Here is a 16,465-nt window from a genome sequence, read left to right as displayed (position 1 = left end):
GACCGTCAGCGGCCCCAGATCAGTGACAAACCCCTAGAGAAGCGGATGTTCATCGTGGAAACCGCCGCAACCATGTGGATGGTCCTGCTCATCGCCGTCGCCGCCGCGACGGCCCTCTTCGCTGTGCCCCGCCGCCCGGCCCGCCCGGCCGCGCTGCCTCCTGATCCGCGCGCTGCCGAGCGCGCCGCGGCCGCCGACCGCGCCGCCGAGGTGTCCCGTCGCCGCCGCGCCGCCTGGGAACGCGCCCAGGAGCAGGTCGACGCGGCCTGGGCGGCCTTCGACGCGGCCGACCGGGACGCGCGCCGGGTCGCCGCCGCGGCCGCCTTCCCCATCTTCAAGCAGCGCCGCACCCGCACCGAGCTCGCCGACCGCGAGCGCAACCTGCACCGGATGGCCACCGCGGCCTGCCGGCACCGGGAGCTGTCGATCGCGCAGCTCAACGAGGTGCTCGCGCACCGCGGCAGCTGGAACCCGCGGCGGCACCCCGTCGCCCAGGAGGCCGCGCTGCGGGCCGCCGTGCGGGAGCACCGGTTCGCCGCCTACCAGGCCGCGGCAGAGCAGGAGCGGCTGGCGTGGCAGGAGTCGGAGCGGGCGGCCGCCACGCTGCGCGGCCTGCGCGCCGAGGCCCGCACGGTTCGGGTCCCGGCCGGCAGCGACGTGCACTACAGGCAGCAGTGGACGCCGGCGCGCCCGGCCAAGGCCCGGCTGGCAGTGCACTGAGCCGCCGGCGATCGTCCAGAGTGGAATGTGGTCACCCGTCGGACTGCCCACGCCCGGACTTACGAGGCGCGACTCAGGCAGGCCAGGTACCGTCGGGGTCGCTGATGACGGACGGCAGGAGGCCGAAGTGTCGTTGACCCCGGCGGGCCGCCCGCCCGCCGTACGGCTGCATCGTGCGGCGCGCATCGAGGATGCCCTGCACGAGATCGTCGAGCGCCGGCTGCGGCAACGCGGCTGGGAGCCGGTGATCACCGCGTACACCGGTTACGGCGCGCCGGGCTGGGCGCGGGTGATGGCGCGGGTCGTGCTGACCCGGCGCACCCGCTCTGTCCGGCAGCTGGACAAGGTGCGCGGCTGGCGCAGCTTCACGACCTCACCGGTGAACAATGCGCCGGTGCGGATCCAGATCGGCGACCAGGTCCACGAGACCCGCACCGACCGCAGTGGCTACGTCGACACCCGGGTCAAGGGCGACCTCGAGCCGGGCTGGGGCAGCGTCCGGCTCAGCACCGAGGGCGCCGAGCCGGTCGAGGCACCGATCCGGGTCGTGGACCCGGGCATCAAGTTCGGGGTCGTCTCCGACATCGACGACACGGTGATGGTCACCGCCCTGCCCCGTCCGCTGCTCGCGGCGTGGAACACGTTCGTTCTCGACGAGCACGCCCGCGCCGCGGTTCCGGGCATGGCGGTGCTCTACGAGCGGCTCGTCACGGCCCACCCGGGCGCGCCGGTGTTCTACCTGTCGACCGGCGCCTGGAACGTGGGGCCGACGCTGGCCCGCTTCCTGTCCCGGCACATGTATCCGGCCGGCCCGTTGCTGCTCACCGACTGGGGTCCGACCCCGGACCGGTGGTTCCGCAGCGGCCAGGAGCACAAGCGCAACACCCTGCGCCGGCTGTCCGCCGAGTTCCCGGACATCAAGTGGCTGCTGATCGGCGACGACGGCCAGCACGACCAGGAGATCTACTCCGAGTTCGCGCGCGAGCACCCGGACAACGTCGCAGCCGTGGCCATCCGCCGGCTCTCGCCGACCCAGGCCGTGCTGGCCGGCGCGGTCCCCGGGCCGTCGGGCACGCCCGAGGCGGTCGGCTCGGGCGGCAAGACGTGGTTCGCCGCCCCGGACGGCGCCGGTTTATGGTCCCTGCTGCGGGACACCGACGTTGTCTGAGGTCAGTCCCGCTCGCTGTCGGCCGGCTCCGGCGCCTTGTCGGCCGTGCCCTCGGCGACCCGGGCGTGCAGCCGTTCCCGGATCTCGTCCGGGGTGTACGCCCGGCGCCGCCGCTCGGAGCGAGCCAGCACCACCCCCGTGGCTGTGATTCCCGCAAGCCCGGCCAGTCCCGCTACCTTCCACCAACGCATCTGCTGAGGATAGACACGTGGTCGCCGACATCAGCCTCGACGAGGCCATAGATCTGACGCGTACGGGTGACATCTGGCTGTTCCGTGGCCGCTCCGGCCCGGACCGGGCCATCCAGGCGATGACCAACAGCCCGGTGAACCATGTCGGCATGTCGCTGGTGATCGAGGACATGCCACCGCTGATGTGGCACGCCGAGCTGGGCAAGTCGCTGCCCGACATGTGGTCGGGCACCTTCCAGCGCGGCGTGCAGCTGCACGACCTGCGTGACGCGGTCACCGTCTGGGCCCGGCGGTACGGCCAGCGCGGCTGGCTGCGGCAGCTGGAGCAGCCGGTGACCACCGAGATGGAGGACCGCGCTCTCAAGACGGTCGCCCGCCTCGACGGCACGCCGTTCCCGTCCAGCGCCCAGCTCGCCTGGCGCTGGGCCCGTGGCCGGGTGCCCCGCATCCGCCTGCCGTGGCAGGAGCCCGGGGCCGAGGAGGCCGACCTCGAGACGGCGTACTGCGCCGAGGTGGTCGCGGTGACCTACGAGGACATGGGCCTGCTGCCGCACGGCAAGCAGCCGAGCTGGTACGACCCGGGCCGCTTCTGGAGCGGCGACGACCTGGAACTGTGCGACGGCTACCGGCTCGGCGCGGAGATCGCGGTCACACCGTAGTTACTCTGGGCCCGTGGTTCTGGTGGGCCGGGTGCCCGAGGTCGTCGCCCTGGACCGGCTGCGCGCCGCCGCGGCAGCCGGCGAGGGTGGCGCAGCCCTGATCGTCGGTGAGGCCGGCATCGGCAAGACCACCCTGGTCGAGGAGGCGGTGGCCCGCGCGGCGGCGGCCGGTGCCACGGTCCGGGTCGCGCGGGCGGTGCCCGACGAGGGCGCGCCCGCGTACTGGCCGTGGCTGCGGTTGCTGGAGGACGTGCCCGGGCTGTCGCCGCAGCTGCTGACCGCGACCGCCGCCGAGGGTGAGTCGCAGGCCGCCGTCCGTTTCCGGGTGGCCCAGCGCACGGTGCGCGCGCTGCGGGAGGCCGGTCATCTGGTGCTCGTGCTGGAGGACCTGCACTGGGCCGACGCCGCGTCGGTCGCGTTGCTGCGCATGCTCTGCCGGGAGTTGTCCGGCTCGCGGCTGCTGGTGGTCGGCACGGTCCGCCCGCCGGTGCCGCTCGACGATCTGCCCGCCGTCGAGGTGCTGCGCCTGGAGCCGTGGGAGGCGCCGGCGGTCGGTGCGTATCTGACCCAGGAGGCCGGTCCCGGCGTGCACGGCTCGTGGCCCGCCGTGGTGCACCGGCTCAGCGGCGGCAACCCGCTCTATGTCCGGGAGCTGACCCGGCAACTGTCGCGGGAGGACCGGCTGCGCCGCCCGGCCGGCCGGTTGGAGGTGCCCGCCGAGCTGCGGCGGCTCGTCGGCCGGCGTACGGCCCAGCTCAGCGCGGACTGCCGGGAGCTGCTGGGCGGGGCGGCCGCGCTGGGTGCGGAGATCGACGTGGCGGTGCTGCGTACGGCGGCGAGCGATCCGGACTCGGTCGACGGCCTGCTCGCCGAGGCACTGGACGCCGGGGTGCTGACCGAGGACCCGTGGCGGCCCGCGCTGCTGGCCTTCGCGCACGACCTGGTCCGGCAGGCCCGCTACGACGAGCTGTCCCGCGGCGAGCGGATCGCCTGGCATCAGCGGCTCGCCGACGCGCTGGCCACGGCCGGTGCGGCGCCCGCCGACATCGCCCGGCACCGGGTACGCGCGGCCGTGGACGCCCGCTCCCGGCAGAGCGCGGTCGACGCGTGCCGTGCTGCGGCCACGGCGGCCACCCGAGCCCTCGACTATGCCGAGACGATCCGCTGGCAGGGCCACGCCGTCGAGCTGGCGGACGACCCCGCCGACCGGCTCGCCCGGGCCACGGCCGCGTATGCGGAGGGCCGGCTCGACCTGGCCCGTACTGACTGCGCGGCCGTGCTGGACAGCGCTGAACGCGACCACCGGGCCGACCTGGCCGTCGAGGCGGCGTTGGTGGTCCGCGGCGTCGCCGGCGAGCTGGGACCGGCCCTGTTGCTGCTCTGCGAACGCGCGCTCGCCGTCGCCGGCCGGCACCCGCGGGTGCTCGCCCAGTACGCGTACCTGCTGGCGGACTCCGGGGACGTGCGGCGGGCGCAGGAGATCAGCGCCGAGGCGATGGCGCTGGCCGAGCTGACCGGCAGCCCCGACGACATGGCGGCGGCGGTGCACGCCCGGCACCAGGTGACCGACCCGTTCGAGCAGCCGGACGAGGTGGTGGCCCTGGCCGAGCGCAGTTGCGCCCTGGGCCGCCCCGACGCCGAGCTGTGGGGGCGCACCTGGCGCATCGACGCGTACCTGATGGCCGGTGACAACGCCGCCGCCGACGCGGAGACGCTGCGGCTGGACACGCTGGCGCAGCGGCTGGGGTGGCCGCTCGCCCGCTGGCACCTGCTGCGGGCCCGGGCGACGCGGGCCCTGCTGGCCGGCCGGCTCACCGAGGCGGAGCAGCTCGCCGCCGAGGCCCGGGAGGTCGGGCACCGGATGCAGGACCCGACCGCGGTCGGGCTCTACTACGCGTTCCTGGCCGGTCTGTCCCTGCAGACCGGGCAGGCCGCGGAATATGTCGCCGCGGCCGGGCAGATGTCGACGGCCCTGTCCCTGCCGATCGCGGCCGCCCAGCTCGGTCGCACGGCCCTGGACGCGGGGGCCGGCGACATGGCCCGGCTGTGCTGGCAGCACCTGCGGCCGAAGCTGGACGACGTGCCCGCGGGCAGCCTGCGCGTCTACGTCCTGGTCCTCGGCGGTGAGCTGGCGGCCGGGCTCGGCGACCTCGACACGGCCCGGACCTGCTACGACCGCACCGCGCGCCACGCCGGCGTCTATCTGAACAGCACCACGAACTGCCACGGGGCCGCCGCCCGCGCGCTCGGCGCGATCGCGTCCCTGCTCGGCGAGCACGACACCGCGGTCGGGCACCTCGACGCCGCGATCACCATGGAAGCCGGTTCGCCGCCGTTCCTGGCGCAGGCCCAGCTGGCCCAGGCGCGGGCGCTGATCGCCCGGGCCGCGCCGGGGGACCGCCGTCGCGCGCACGACCTCGCGGCCGCCGCGGCCGCGACCGGCCGGCGGCTGGGCATGACCCGGGTCGCGGCAGGCGCGCAGGTCCTGGTCGAGGAGACCAGGGGGGTACGCGGGGGAGCGGGCGCACTGACCGCGCGGGAGAGTGAGATCGCCGCGCTGGTGGCCGACGGGCTCGCCAACCGCGCGATCGCCGAGCGGCTGGTGCTCTCCGAGCGCACCGTGGAGACGCACGTCCGCAACCTGCTGGCCAAGCTGGGGCTGAGCAACCGCACCCAGGTCGCGTCCTGGCTACGTACCGGATCTCAGCGGCAGTACTGAGGTCTTCGGGCGCCACGGTCGCCAGGCTGCTGGTATGACACAGCACCAGCGCCTCGAAGGCGACATCCGGCCCGGCACGTACGTGATCGACTCCGCCCGCTCCAGCGTCAAGCTGACGGCGACCCACACCTTCGGCCTCAAACCCGTGGACGCGACCTTCGCCGTACGGTCCGGCACCGTGATGGTGGGGCAGAGACCCGAGCAGTCCACCGTCTCGGCCGACCTGGACGCGGCCAGCTTCACCACCGACGACCCGCGCCGCGACAAGGACGTACGCGGCAAGCGCTTCCTGGCCGTCGACACCCACCCGGCGATCGGCTTCCGCAGCACCGGGCTGAGCCGTACGGCCGACGGCTGGCAGCTCACCGGGGTGCTGAGCATCCGGGGCGGCTCGGCCCCGCTGACGTTGTCCATCGTGGACGTCCAGCCGGTCACCGACGGCTACCACGTGCGGGCCAGGACGACGGTCGACCGGGTGGCCGCGGGAGTCGGCGCGGGCCGGGCCCTGATCGGCCGGCACGTCCGGGTGACCGTGGAGTGCCGCGTTTCAGCCGGCTGAGCGGGGTATGCAGCACGACATGCTGCGAATCGCACAGTTGACCCTGGATGTGCAGGACATCGACGTGATGACGGCCTTCTGGTCGGCGGCCCTGGGCTACCGCGTGGAGAAGGGCGACGACGGCAACGCCAAGCTGATCCCGCCGGACGACGCTCCGCCCGGCGCCCAGCACATGTGGCTGCAGGCGTCGGCCGGCCCGAAGTCGGGGAAGAACCGCGCCCACCCGGACCTGACCGCCACCGACCCGCAGGCCGAGGTGGAACGCCTGATCGGCCTGGGCGCCCGGCATGCGGACGTGGGGCAGCAGGGCGACGAGCCGTACGTGGTGCTGGCCGACCCGGAAGGCAACGAGTTCTGCGTGCTGACCGCCTGGCGCGATCCGGCCCTGGCCGGCCGATGACAGCAGAAAGGGCGCTGAGGTAACCCTCAGCGCCCTTTGCCTGTGTCTAGTTAGCGCGCGGCCCGGCTGCGGGCCGAGAAGGCCGCCGCGCCGCCGCTGGACGACTGGCTGGTGTGCACGGCCGTCGAGCCCGTGCCGCCGCGCCGGCCGCCGCCGCGAGCGGCGCCCGGGGTGCGAGGCGCCTGGGAACGGCCACCGGAGGAACGCGCCCCCTGGGTGTGACCGCCCTGGCCACGAGCGCCGGAACCGGCCGGCTGGTCGCCGCCCGCGCCACGCGCGCCGCCACCACTGCGACTGCCGCCGCCCGTGCCACGACCGCCGCCCGCTGCCCGGGTGCCGCCCGTGGCCGCGCCCCGGCCGCCGCCCGAACGGCCACGCCGGGCCTGGCCGCCGCCCTGCTCCTCGACCGGCTCGGGCACCGGGGACACCGGCGCGCTGTAGGTGCGCTCACCCGGGGCGAGCTGCGCGAGCAGCGCGTCGCCGGGACGGGCCTTGCTGGTGGTCGGCCTGATGCCGGCCTTGCGGGTGAGGTCGCGGACCTCACTCTGCTGGTCGTCGGTCATCAGCGTGATGACCGTGCCCTGCGCGCCGGCCCGGGCCGTACGCCCGGAGCGGTGCAGGTACGCCTTGTGCTCGACCGGCGGGTCCGCGTGGATCACGATCGCGATGTCGTCGACGTGGATGCCGCGGGCCGCGATGTCCGTGGCCACCAGCGTCTGCGCGCTGCCGTCGGAGAACGCCGCCATGTTGCGGTTGCGGGCGTTCTGGGCGAGGTTGCCGTGCAGCTCGACCGCGGGCACGCCGGCCTGCACGAGCTGGCGGGTCAGCGTCTTGGCGCGGCGCTTGGTGCGGGTGAACACCACCGTGCGGCCGGGGGCGGCGGTCAGGTCGACCAGCACCGGGAACCGGTCGTCGTGGCGGACGTGCAGCACGTGGTGGGTCATCTCGATCGGGGCCTCGGCCGCCGAGTCGACGTGGTGCGTGACCGGCTTGTGCATGAACCGCTTGACCAGCACGTCCACGCCGCCGTCCAGCGTCGCGGAGAAGAGCATCCGCTGGCCGTTGCTCGGCGTGCCGTCCATCAGGCGCCGGACCACCGGCAGGAAGCCCAGGTCGGCCATGTGGTCGGCCTCGTCGAGCACGGTGATCTCGACCGCGTCCAGGCTGGCGTAGCCCTGCTGGATGTGGTCGGCCAGCCGGCCCGGGCAGGCGACCAGGATGTCGACGCCGGCCTTCAGGCCCTTGATCTGCGGGTTCGCGCCGACGCCGCCGAAGACGGTGAGGGTGCGCAGGCCGAGCATCGCGGCCAGCGGGGCGATGGTCGCCTCGATCTGGGTGGCGAGCTCGCGGGTCGGCGCCAGGATCAGCGCGCGGGGCCGGGTCGGCCGCCGCGGGGACTTGCTCTCGGCCAGCCGGGCGAGCACGGGCAGGACGAACGCGTACGTCTTACCGGAGCCGGTGCGGCCACGGCCGAGCACGTCGCGGCCGGCGAGCGAGTCCGGCAGCGTGGCGGCCTGGATCGGGAAGGGGGTGGTGATGCCGAGGTCGGCGAGGGCCGCGGCGAGCTTCGTGGGCACGCCGAGGTCGGTGAACGAGGACATGTAGGTGTGAACTCCGTAAGTCTGAAGGGGTCGTCCTGCCCGGCGCAGACCTCACGGGTCGCGGCGCGTGGTGGTCGATCCAAGGCGGCCCGAGGCAGAACTGGGCGGGCCGCGAGATCAAGTGTACGCGTAAGTGCATCGCAACCCCGCCGCACCCGACTGTGACCCTCCCTGCACCCCGCGACCCGCACCGTTTCTCCTCAGTGCCGGACTCCCCCCGCCGGCCGGTATCCGAGGAGAGACCCCCCATGAGCGGTGTTGTTGTCTTCGACCGCCGTCGCGAGGACGTCGTACGGGCGCACATGCCGCTCGTCGGTCATCTGGTCCGCGAGATGCTGGCCCGGGTGCCCGCCCACGTCAACCGCGACGACCTGCTCTCCGCCGGGTACGCGGCCCTGGTGGCCGCCGCCCGTGGCTTCGACGAGGAGCGTGGCGTGCCGTTCGCCCGGTTCGCGGCGGCCCGGGTACGCGGGGCCCTGCTGGACGAGCTGCGCGGGCTGGACTGGGCCAGCCGGTCGGTGCGGCAGCGGGCCCGGCGTACGGACACCGCCCGCCAGGAGCTGACCGCCGAGCTGGGCCGGACCCCGACGGCGGCCGAGGTCGCCGCGCACCTGGGCTGCACGGTGGAGGACATCGAGTCCGCGGACGACGACGTGGCCCGCGCCGTGGTGTTCAGCCTGCAGGGCTTCGCCACCGTGGGGGCCGACGACATGGTGACCGAGCCCAGCGCGGGCCCGGAGGAGCTGCTGATCCGGCGTGAGCGGCTGGGTTACCTGCGGCACGCCATCGACGTGCTGCCGGAGCGGCTGCGCGCGGTGATCACCGGTTACTTCTTCGAGGAGCGCCCGATGGCCCGGATCGCCGAGGAGCTGGGAGTCACCGAGTCGCGGGTGTCGCAACTGCGGGCCGAGGCGTTGACCCTGCTCAAGGACGGTCTGAACACGCACCTGGACCCGGCGCTGGCGGCCCAGAGCCCGGTCAAGGACGGTTGCGTGGCGCGGCGCCGGGCGGCGTACTACGACCAGATCGCGACCCGCGGCGGGCTGCGCGACCGGCTCGCGCTGACCAGCCCCGACGGTCTGCCGGTGGCGGCCTGAGGCCGGCTCCGCGCGGAGCCGGCCTCAAGCGGGGATCACGCGTTGGCGCAGGTGCCGGCCTTCTTCTGGGCGGCGATCGCCTTGTCGGCGCCCTTGGCGTAGAGGGCCAGTCCCTCCTTGGCGGGCTCGAGCTTCCACGAGTCCTTCTCGTAGACCATCGTGTAGGACTGGGCCGCGACCAGCTGCTTGGCGATCACGACCGCCCGGTCGGCGCCCTCCATCCGGGCGCTGCTGAGCGTGATGGCCAGGCCCTTGCGCGAGCAGGCGGTGTTGAGCTTGACGTAGTCGGCCTTGGTGATGGCCTTCTTACCGGCATCGGTGTACATGTCCCAGGCGCCGGCGAAGTCACCGCCGCTGAAACGGTCGAACACGGTCTGCGCGGCGGCCTTGGCGCCCTCGATCGTCTTGGGCTGGGGCCCGCCGGCGGCCGCGGCGGCGGCGTTACCGGCCGGAGCGGCTTCCTTGTCGTCGGAGCAGGCGGTGGTGAGGGAGACGGCGGCGACGGCGATGAGCGCCAGCGCGCCGAGGCGTCGGAACGGGTGGCTGTGGTTCATGCACCGCTTAATGTCGATGGACCGTCCGGCGTAACGGGCAAGGCCCTGCGGTGACGGATTCCTTACACTTGCCGACCGGGCCGTAACCCCGGTCACGGACTCGCCGTGAGGCGGATGCATCGGCTATTCTGAGCGTTTCCACGGAAACGAAAAAAGCCACCTGAAAAGGTGGCTGACCTCGGAATGCTACCACAACAGGGAGTAGCTTTGTCAAGCTCCGCCGGCGGCACGGAAACACTGCGGAACGACGACATCGAGTCCGAAAAGGCCTACCTGGCCGTGCTCTACGACCGCCTCGACCTGCTGCGTGAGCAGGCCGACGAGCGGCTGCGCGCGATTCTGCTCGAGGCCGGCGGCACCCCGCAGGGCCGCTCCCAGCGCGAGGCGACCCGCAGCCATTGGGCCGAGCAGCTCGCCCAGATGAATTCCGTCGAGAACGGTCTGTGCTTCGGCCGGCTGGATTTCGCCGCCGACAATCCCCGCTACATCGGCCGGATCGGACTGTTCGCCGAGGACCGTGATCAGGATCCGTTGCTGATCGACTGGCGGGCGCCCGCGGCGCGCCCGTTCTATCTCGCCACCGCGGTGTCCCCCGAGGGGGTGACCCGCCGCCGGCATCTGCGCACCCGGGGCCGCGAGCTGACCGGGATCGACGACGAGGTGCTCGACATCGAGGCCGGTGGCACGGACGGCCGCGAGGACGTGACCGGTGAGGCCGCGCTGCTGTCCGCGCTGACCGCCAACCGCACCGGCCGGATGCGCGACATCGTCGAGACCATCCAGTCCGAACAGGACGAGGTGATCCGCGCCGGGCTGCCCGGTGTCCTGGTGGTCCAGGGTGGTCCCGGCACCGGCAAGACCGCCGTGGCGCTGCACCGCGCGGCGTACCTGCTCTACACCCACCGCGCCCAGCTGACCAAGCAGGGCGTGCTGATCCTCGGCCCGAACGCCACCTTCCTGCGCTACATCTCGCAGGTGCTGCCCTCGCTCGCCGAGACCGGCGTGCTGCTCGCCACCCTCGGCGACATGTTCCCCGGCGTGACCGCCCGGGCCACCGAGGCGCCGGCCGCCGCCGCGCTCAAGGGCCGGGTCGACATGCTCGAGGTGCTCGCCGCCGCGGTGGCCGACCGGCAGACCGTGCCCGACGACTACGTGGAGGTCGACCACGACGGCTTCCCGCTGCGCATCGAGCGGGCCGTCTGCGAGGACGCGCGCGCCGAGGCCCGGCGTTCCGGGCGCCCGCACAACCTGGCCCGGTCGATCTTCGTGACCGCGGTCATCCACACCCTGTCTTTGCAGATCGCCGAGCGGATCGGCGCCGACCCGCTCGGCGGCGACAACCTGCTGGAGGAGGCCGACCTGGCCGAGACCCGGCGCGAGCTGCGCGAGGACGAGGACGTGCAGGCCGCGCTCTTCGAGCTGTGGCCGATCCTGACCCCGCGGCAGGTCCTGCGGGACCTGCTCAGCGATCCGGACCGGCTCGCCTCGGCCGCGCCGGAGCTCAGCGACGAGGAACGGGCGCTGCTGCTGCGCGAGCGCCGGGCCGGCTGGGCGCCGGCCGACGTGCCGCTGCTGGACGAGCTGGCCGAGCTGCTGGGGGTTGACGACACCCTGCGGGCCCGGGCGGTGGCCCGCGAGCGCGAGCAGGCGATCGAGTACGCGGAGGGCGTGCTGGAGATCGTCGAGGGCTCGCGGTCGCTGGACTTCGAGGACCAGGAGGAGGAGATCCTGTCCGCCACCGACGTCGTCGACGCCAGCGCCTTCGTCGAGCGGCACGAGGTGATCGACACGCGTACCGCTGCGGAGCGGGCGGGCGCGGACCGCGCCTGGGTGTTCGGGCACGTGATCGTCGACGAGGCGCAGGAGCTGTCGCCGATGGCCTGGCGGCTGCTCATGCGCCGCTGCCCGAGCCGGTCGATGACCGTGGTCGGGGACGTCGCGCAGACCGGCGAGCTGGCCGGGACGACGACCTGGGAGCAGGTCTTCGAGCCGTACGTGGCCCAGCGCTGGCGGCTGGCCGAGCTGACCGTCAACTACCGCACCCCGGCCGAGGTGATGACGGTGGCCGCGGACGTGCTCGCCGCGGTCGACCCGTCGCTGCAGCCGCCGCGCTCGGTGCGGACCGCCGGCGAGGAGCCGTGGGCGGCCCGGGTGCGGCCCGCCGAGCTGGCGACCGAGCTGATCACAGCGGTACGCCGGGAAGCCGCAGCCGCCGCGGAGGGGCGCGTGGGTGTCCTGGTGCCGGCGGGGCTGGAGGAGTCGTTGGGTCGCGAGCTCACCGCCGCCATTCCCGAGGCGGCCGTGGGGGAGCAGCCCGACCTGCTCAACCACATCGTGCTGATGACCGTCCGGCAGGCCAAGGGCCTGGAGTTCGACAGTGTGATCGTGGTCCAGCCGGACGAGATCATCGCGGAGAGCCCGCGCGGCCTCAGCGACCTCTACGTCGCGGTGACCCGGGCGACCCGGCGGCTCGGTGTGCTGCACACGGCCGAGCTGCCCAAGGTGCTCGACGCGCTGAGCTGAACGGGAACGCAGAGCGGGGCCGGTGCGCGTACGCACCGGCCCCGCTCGTCGTCGTGGATCAGGCGGCCGCGCCGTGCGTCAGCGGCGTGAAGCCGTGCGCGTTGGTCAGCGCGAGACGCGAGTGCAGGCTGGTGTTGCCGGCGATGGTGGCGTAGTAGCCGGCCCGGCGGCGGGCGATGATGCTGTCCGGGTTCTCCGGGGCCGGCGCCAGCTCCGGGTCGAGGTGGGTGTTGAGGCCGTCCTTGAGCAGCGACAGCGCCTCGGCGCGCAGCTGGCTGATCCGGCTCTCGGTGACCCCGAGGTCGGAGGCGATGTCGGCCATCGGCCGCTCCTTGAGGAAGTACTCGGTGATGACGGTCTGCAGGCGCTCCGGCAGCGACTCGATCGCGTGGTGCAGGTAACCGATCTGCTCGCGGCGGATCAGCATGTCCTCCGGGCCGGGGGTGCGCTCGGTGACCAGGTCGTCGGGGCTGCTGGTGGTGAAGCCCTGCAGCGACAGCACGGTGGCGCGCTGCACGTCGTTGTCCGTCTGGTGCAGGTCCGTGGTGGTGGTGCCGAGCGCCTGCGCCAGCTCCTCGTTCGTCGGCGTCCGGCCCAGCGTGGTGGTCAGGCTCTGCCGCGTGGTGTCGGTCGCCCGCGCCTTGGTCCGCACCGAGCGGGTCGCCCAGTCCAGCGAGCGCAGCTCGTCGAGGATCGCGCCGCGGATGCGGGTGGTGGCGAAGCGGTTGAACGGGATGCCGCGGGTCGGGTCCCAGCCGCGGGCGGCGGTCACCAGGGCGTGCAGGCCGGCGCTGGTGAGATCGTCACGGTGGATGTGGTTCGGGATCCGGCTGAGCATGTCGCGCACCAGGTGGCCGACCAGCGGCATGTTGGTGCGGATCAGTTCCTCCTGCTCGGCGGCGGACAGGGCCGGCACGGCGGTCGCGGTGTCGGCGGCAAGGTCGGCAGCGGTCGTCATGGTGCTGGTCATGTGAATCCCCCGTGTGTTGTCGGTGGCCCGCGGCGGTGGGCACCGGCTGACAAGGAGAAACTTTGAGTGACGCCGGGTACATGTTCTGGTTGCGCTCAGTTGCCGACCGGTTGCTTCGGATCCGGCTCTCAGGCGGCCCGGGCCGGCACTCGTACGGCGGCGAGATCCCAGACGAAGCGGGCGGGGGCGAAGGCTTCCGCGTAGCGCACGCGGGCCTGCGCGCCGAAGTGCCGGGCGGTACCGGTCGGCAGCTCCGGATCCACCGGCACCGGGGCCTCGGCCAGCGCGGCGAGCTTGCGGTCCAGGAACGGCGAGATGTCGACGAACAGCGCGGGGGCGAACTGCAGGGTCGACTCGCCGGAGTAGTGCAGGATCCGGCTGCTGTGCCGGGCGGCGGACAGCGTGGCCACGGCGGCGGCGCGGTGCTCGGCGTTGGCGTCCTCGGGGGCGTGCACGTAGACCACGTCGGCGTCGACGCCGGTCAGCACGTTCTCGATGGCGGCCACCGTCATCGCGGCGGACGAGATCAGCCCGGGCCACGTCTCGCCGGGCCGCTGGTGGCGCGACCGGCGGTCGTTGCTGCCGCGGGTGTGCCCCCGGCGGTCCCCGGAACGGCGCTCGGCGGCCTGCGGGCCCCAGACCAGCAGGCAGTCGAGCTCCCGGGCGGCGGCCTCGGCCTGCCGGCTGCGTACGGTGTCGGGCCCGTCGCAGGTCAGCACGAGCATGGTGACCGAGTCGCCGGCGGCGCGGTGGGCGGCGAGCGTCCCGGCACAACCGAACTCGACGTCACCGGGGTGCGTACCGACCGCCAGCACGCTGCGGGTCATTCCGGCCTCCGTGGTTCTCGGTGCACCGTCGCGGGGGTTCGGCGGCGCTGAGTGTCCATCGGTCACGGGCGGCACGGCTTGAGGGTTGTGGCGTGACTACGGCACGCTGGTCGGCATGGATCTCAGCGACTCCGGCACGACCGTCAACCTGATCGCCGGCGTGGCCATGCTGGCCGGCGTGCTGGGCGTGGTGATCCCGGTCCTGCCCGGCCTGCTGCTGTGCTGGCTGGCAGTGCTGCTCTGGGTGATCCTGGGCGACGCGGACGGCGGCCGCTGGGTGGTGTTCGCCCTGGCCACGGTGGTGGCGGTGGGCGGCACGGTGGTGAAATACCTGTGGCCCGGCAAGCGACTCAAGAGCACCGGCGTGCCCACGTCGTCGCTGCTGATCGCCGGCGTGCTGGGCATCGTCGGCTTCTTCGTGGTGCCGGTGGTCGGCCTGGTGCTCGGCTTCGTCGGCGGCCTGTGGGTGGCCGAGCGCCTCCGGCTGGGCCCGGGTCAGGCATGGCCGTCGACCCGGCAGGCGTTGGGCGCGGTCGGCCTGTCCCTGCTGGTGGAGTTCGCGGCGGCGCTGGGCATCGCGGTCATCTGGGTCTTCGGCCTGCTCGCCACCTGAGCTCCGCTTAGCGGGGCACCCTGAGCTCCGCCTCGTGGGGCACCGTGGTGCGTCGCCGCAGCCGCCGCCGGCGACGCTGGGTCAGCAGCAGGAGCAGCGGGGCGCCGGCCAGCAGCACCGCCATCGTGGCGGCGAGCCCGATGGACACGCCCCTGTTAGTGGCGGCGCGCACCGCGGTGGCGGCGGGCCGCTCGTCCTTCGCCGCCGGGGCAGGAGCGGCGCTCGCGTCTGTGGCCGTACCGTGGGCATCCGGGCTGTCCGGCTCGACCAGCTTGCCCACCGACGCGTCCTTGGGCAGCGAAAAGCCCCAGTCCAGCAACGCGGCGCCCTGCTGCCAGCCGCGCAGCGGAGCCGCCTCGGCGCCCAGCACGGTGGCGACCAGCCGCCGGCCGTTCCGCTCGGCGCCGCCGACATAGCTGTGCCGGGCGAGCTTGGTGAAGCCGGTCTTGCCGCCGAGCGCCCCCGGGTAGTTGTAGATCAGCTTGTTCTCGTTCTGGATCTGGAAGCCACCCTTCTTCAACTTCTTCTGCGCCGGGATCTGAGCCCGCTCGGTCAGCGCATACTTGCGGAAGTCCGGCTTGGCGAAACACTGCCGGGCGATCAGCGCCAGGTCGTACGCGCTGGTGAACTGCCCCGGCCCGTCCAGCCCCGACGGCGTGGCGGCATGCGTCTGGTACGCACCCAGCCGCTTCGCCTCAGCGTTCATGGCGGCGACGGTGGCGGGCAGTCCACCCCGGCCACCACCGAGCCGGGCCAGCGTGTTCGCCGCATCGTTGCCGGAATTGAGCAGCAGCCCGAGCCACAACGTGCTGACCGGATACTTCCCACCCTTGAGCAACCCGACAGCCGAGCTGTACGGCTCAATGGCCAGATCCCCGTCGGTGATGGTGGCGACCTGCTTGGGGTCGAGCTTGTCTATGACGGTGGCGACGAGCAGCAGCTTCTGGACGCTGGCGGGGGTGCCGTACACGTGGGGGCCGCAGCCGCCAAGGACCTCGCCGGTGTCCAGATCCGCCACCAGCCAGCTGGTCGCGGTGAGGGCGGGCGGGCTCGGGGCGCCGCGCGGGATGATCAGGCCGTCGGTGGCCAGGGCGTCGCCGCCCACCGCGCGGAGGACGGGGTCGTCCTTGGGCGGGGTGGGGCGGGCCGGGCGCCCCTTGGGCGGCTTGACCTTGGGGCGCGGACACGGCACGGGCGCTGCCTGGGCTTGCGCTGCCTGGGCCTCCGCCGCGAGCGCTTGCCCTGCTCCGGCCTTTGCCGTGCTGGCTTGGGCCGCGTTGACCTGGGCCGCGTTGACCTGGGCCGGGTGGGTCGGTGGCTGCGCTGCGCGGGCCGGGCCGGTCAGGGCCGCGGTGGCGAGGGTCGCGGTGGCGGTCAGGGCCGCCAGGATCCGTCGCCGGGCCGGGGCAGGGGTGGGGATGAGCCTCACGGCCACACGGCTCCCGCGTCGAGTCGGCGCTGGAGCAGACGCTCCAGCGGCATGGTCTCACCGTCGCCGCCGCCCGCGCCGACGATCAGCCGGGCCGGGCTGGGGGACACGTCGGCGCCGATGAAGCGGGCGCGCAGTGAGGAGGGGACGGACAGGACGTAGTACTGGCCGTCCTCGCCGACGGCCACCGAGCGGTTCGCCTTCAGGTACCAGCCGCGCAGGCGGGTGCGGTAGGTCGCGTGGCCGTCGAAGGCGCGGGCCCGCAGCACGACGGGCGGCAGGCCGCGTTCGGTGGCCCGGCGCACGAAGTCGGCCAGCAGCTTGCCGGCCTGCTCCGCCTCGGCGGCCCGGCCGGCCTCCAGCGCGGCGCCGTGCCCGGCGACCGCCTGCCGGCGCTGCTCTTCCCAGGCGGCACGGTCGTCGGCGTCCATGGCG

16 protein-coding genes are annotated in these 16,465 nt (G+C 73.8%); 9 read left to right on the top strand and 7 right to left on the bottom strand.

Annotation, left to right across the window (positions count from 1 at the left end):
* The first annotated feature begins 45 nt into the window (after positions 1 to 45).
* Positions 46 to 720, top strand: coding sequence for a hypothetical protein (locus ACQP2Y_RS35165; RefSeq protein WP_433720319.1), 675 nt, complete (start codon positions 46 to 48; stop codon positions 718 to 720).
* A 25-nt stretch (positions 721 to 745) separates the two neighbouring features.
* Positions 746 to 1,888 (top strand): App1 family protein, encoded by a 1,143-nt coding sequence (locus tag ACQP2Y_RS35160; RefSeq protein ID WP_433720318.1) that lies wholly within the window; start codon positions 746 to 748, stop codon positions 1,886 to 1,888.
* Between the two features lie 2 nt (positions 1,889 to 1,890).
* Here the strand turns inward: ACQP2Y_RS35160 and ACQP2Y_RS35155 are convergent, their stop codons facing one another.
* Complete coding sequence (locus ACQP2Y_RS35155) at positions 1,891 to 2,079, bottom strand: hypothetical protein (RefSeq protein ID WP_433720316.1); 189 nt, start codon at positions 2,077 to 2,079, stop codon at positions 1,891 to 1,893.
* Between the two features lie 17 nt (positions 2,080 to 2,096).
* Here ACQP2Y_RS35155 and ACQP2Y_RS35150 point away from each other — a divergent pair, with 17 nt between their 5' ends.
* From ACQP2Y_RS35150 to ACQP2Y_RS35135, 4 genes are read left to right on the top strand one after another with little or no spacing between them, the layout of a single operon-like run.
* Positions 2,097 to 2,738 (top strand): hypothetical protein, encoded by a 642-nt coding sequence (locus ACQP2Y_RS35150; RefSeq protein ID WP_433720314.1) that lies wholly within the window; start codon positions 2,097 to 2,099, stop codon positions 2,736 to 2,738.
* Positions 2,739 to 2,751: 13 nt separating this feature from the next.
* Complete coding sequence (locus ACQP2Y_RS35145) at positions 2,752 to 5,457, top strand: AAA family ATPase (protein WP_433720312.1); 2,706 nt, start codon at positions 2,752 to 2,754, stop codon at positions 5,455 to 5,457.
* Positions 5,458 to 5,491: 34 nt separating this feature from the next.
* Entirely contained in the window at positions 5,492 to 6,016 is a 525-nt protein-coding gene (locus tag ACQP2Y_RS35140; protein WP_433720310.1) for a YceI family protein, read from the top strand.
* Between the two features lie 19 nt (positions 6,017 to 6,035).
* Positions 6,036 to 6,416 carry a VOC family protein gene (locus tag ACQP2Y_RS35135; RefSeq protein ID WP_433720308.1) on the top strand — a complete coding sequence of 127 codons (381 nt, stop codon included), beginning with the start codon at positions 6,036 to 6,038 and terminating at the stop codon, positions 6,414 to 6,416.
* Between the two features lie 50 nt (positions 6,417 to 6,466).
* Here the strand turns inward: ACQP2Y_RS35135 and ACQP2Y_RS35130 are convergent, their stop codons facing one another.
* Positions 6,467 to 8,017: a DEAD/DEAH box helicase gene (locus ACQP2Y_RS35130; protein ID WP_433720307.1), complete on the bottom strand. Its 1,551-nt coding sequence runs from the start codon at positions 8,015 to 8,017 to the stop codon at positions 6,467 to 6,469.
* Positions 8,018 to 8,265: 248 nt separating this feature from the next.
* Here ACQP2Y_RS35130 and ACQP2Y_RS35125 point away from each other — a divergent pair, with 248 nt between their 5' ends.
* The gene (locus tag ACQP2Y_RS35125) at positions 8,266 to 9,114 is read left to right on the top strand and encodes a sigma-70 family RNA polymerase sigma factor (protein ID WP_433720305.1); all 849 of its coding nucleotides are present in this window, start codon (positions 8,266 to 8,268) and stop codon (positions 9,112 to 9,114) included.
* A 35-nt stretch (positions 9,115 to 9,149) separates the two neighbouring features.
* Here the strand turns inward: ACQP2Y_RS35125 and ACQP2Y_RS35120 are convergent, their stop codons facing one another.
* Positions 9,150 to 9,668 carry a hypothetical protein gene (locus ACQP2Y_RS35120; protein WP_433720304.1) on the bottom strand — a complete coding sequence of 173 codons (519 nt, stop codon included), beginning with the start codon at positions 9,666 to 9,668 and terminating at the stop codon, positions 9,150 to 9,152.
* A 183-nt stretch (positions 9,669 to 9,851) separates the two neighbouring features.
* Here ACQP2Y_RS35120 and ACQP2Y_RS35115 point away from each other — a divergent pair, with 183 nt between their 5' ends.
* Positions 9,852 to 12,191, top strand: a complete 2,340-nt coding sequence (locus tag ACQP2Y_RS35115) for a HelD family protein (RefSeq protein WP_433732184.1) — start codon at positions 9,852 to 9,854, stop codon at positions 12,189 to 12,191.
* Positions 12,192 to 12,249: 58 nt separating this feature from the next.
* Here ACQP2Y_RS35115 and ACQP2Y_RS35110 read toward each other — a convergent pair whose 3' ends face one another.
* Together ACQP2Y_RS35110 and ACQP2Y_RS35105 are read right to left on the bottom strand one after the other, a co-directional pair.
* Positions 12,250 to 13,161 (bottom strand): sigma-70 family RNA polymerase sigma factor, encoded by a 912-nt coding sequence (locus ACQP2Y_RS35110; protein ID WP_433720302.1) that lies wholly within the window; start codon positions 13,159 to 13,161, stop codon positions 12,250 to 12,252.
* Positions 13,162 to 13,289: 128 nt separating this feature from the next.
* Positions 13,290 to 13,988 (bottom strand): PIG-L deacetylase family protein, encoded by a 699-nt coding sequence (locus tag ACQP2Y_RS35105; protein ID WP_433720300.1) that lies wholly within the window; start codon positions 13,986 to 13,988, stop codon positions 13,290 to 13,292.
* A 115-nt stretch (positions 13,989 to 14,103) separates the two neighbouring features.
* Between ACQP2Y_RS35105 and ACQP2Y_RS35100 the strand changes: the two genes are divergently transcribed.
* Complete coding sequence (locus tag ACQP2Y_RS35100) at positions 14,104 to 14,601, top strand: DUF456 domain-containing protein (protein WP_433720298.1); 498 nt, start codon at positions 14,104 to 14,106, stop codon at positions 14,599 to 14,601.
* 7 nt (positions 14,602 to 14,608) lie between these two features.
* Here ACQP2Y_RS35100 and ACQP2Y_RS35095 read toward each other — a convergent pair whose 3' ends face one another.
* Positions 14,609 to 16,030 carry a D-alanyl-D-alanine carboxypeptidase family protein gene (locus ACQP2Y_RS35095; RefSeq protein WP_433720296.1) on the bottom strand — a complete coding sequence of 474 codons (1,422 nt, stop codon included), beginning with the start codon at positions 16,028 to 16,030 and terminating at the stop codon, positions 14,609 to 14,611.
* Positions 16,027 to 16,461, bottom strand: coding sequence for a hypothetical protein (locus tag ACQP2Y_RS35090; RefSeq protein WP_433720294.1), 435 nt, complete (start codon positions 16,459 to 16,461; stop codon positions 16,027 to 16,029). Before ACQP2Y_RS35090 ends, ACQP2Y_RS35095 begins: the two co-directional genes overlap by 4 nt.
* Positions 16,462 to 16,465: the final 4 nt, after the last annotated feature.

The organism is Actinoplanes sp. CA-051413, from assembly GCF_050955795.1.
Lineage (GTDB): Bacteria > Actinomycetota > Actinomycetes > Mycobacteriales > Micromonosporaceae > Actinoplanes.
This window is presented reverse-complemented; position numbering and strand designations above follow the sequence as displayed.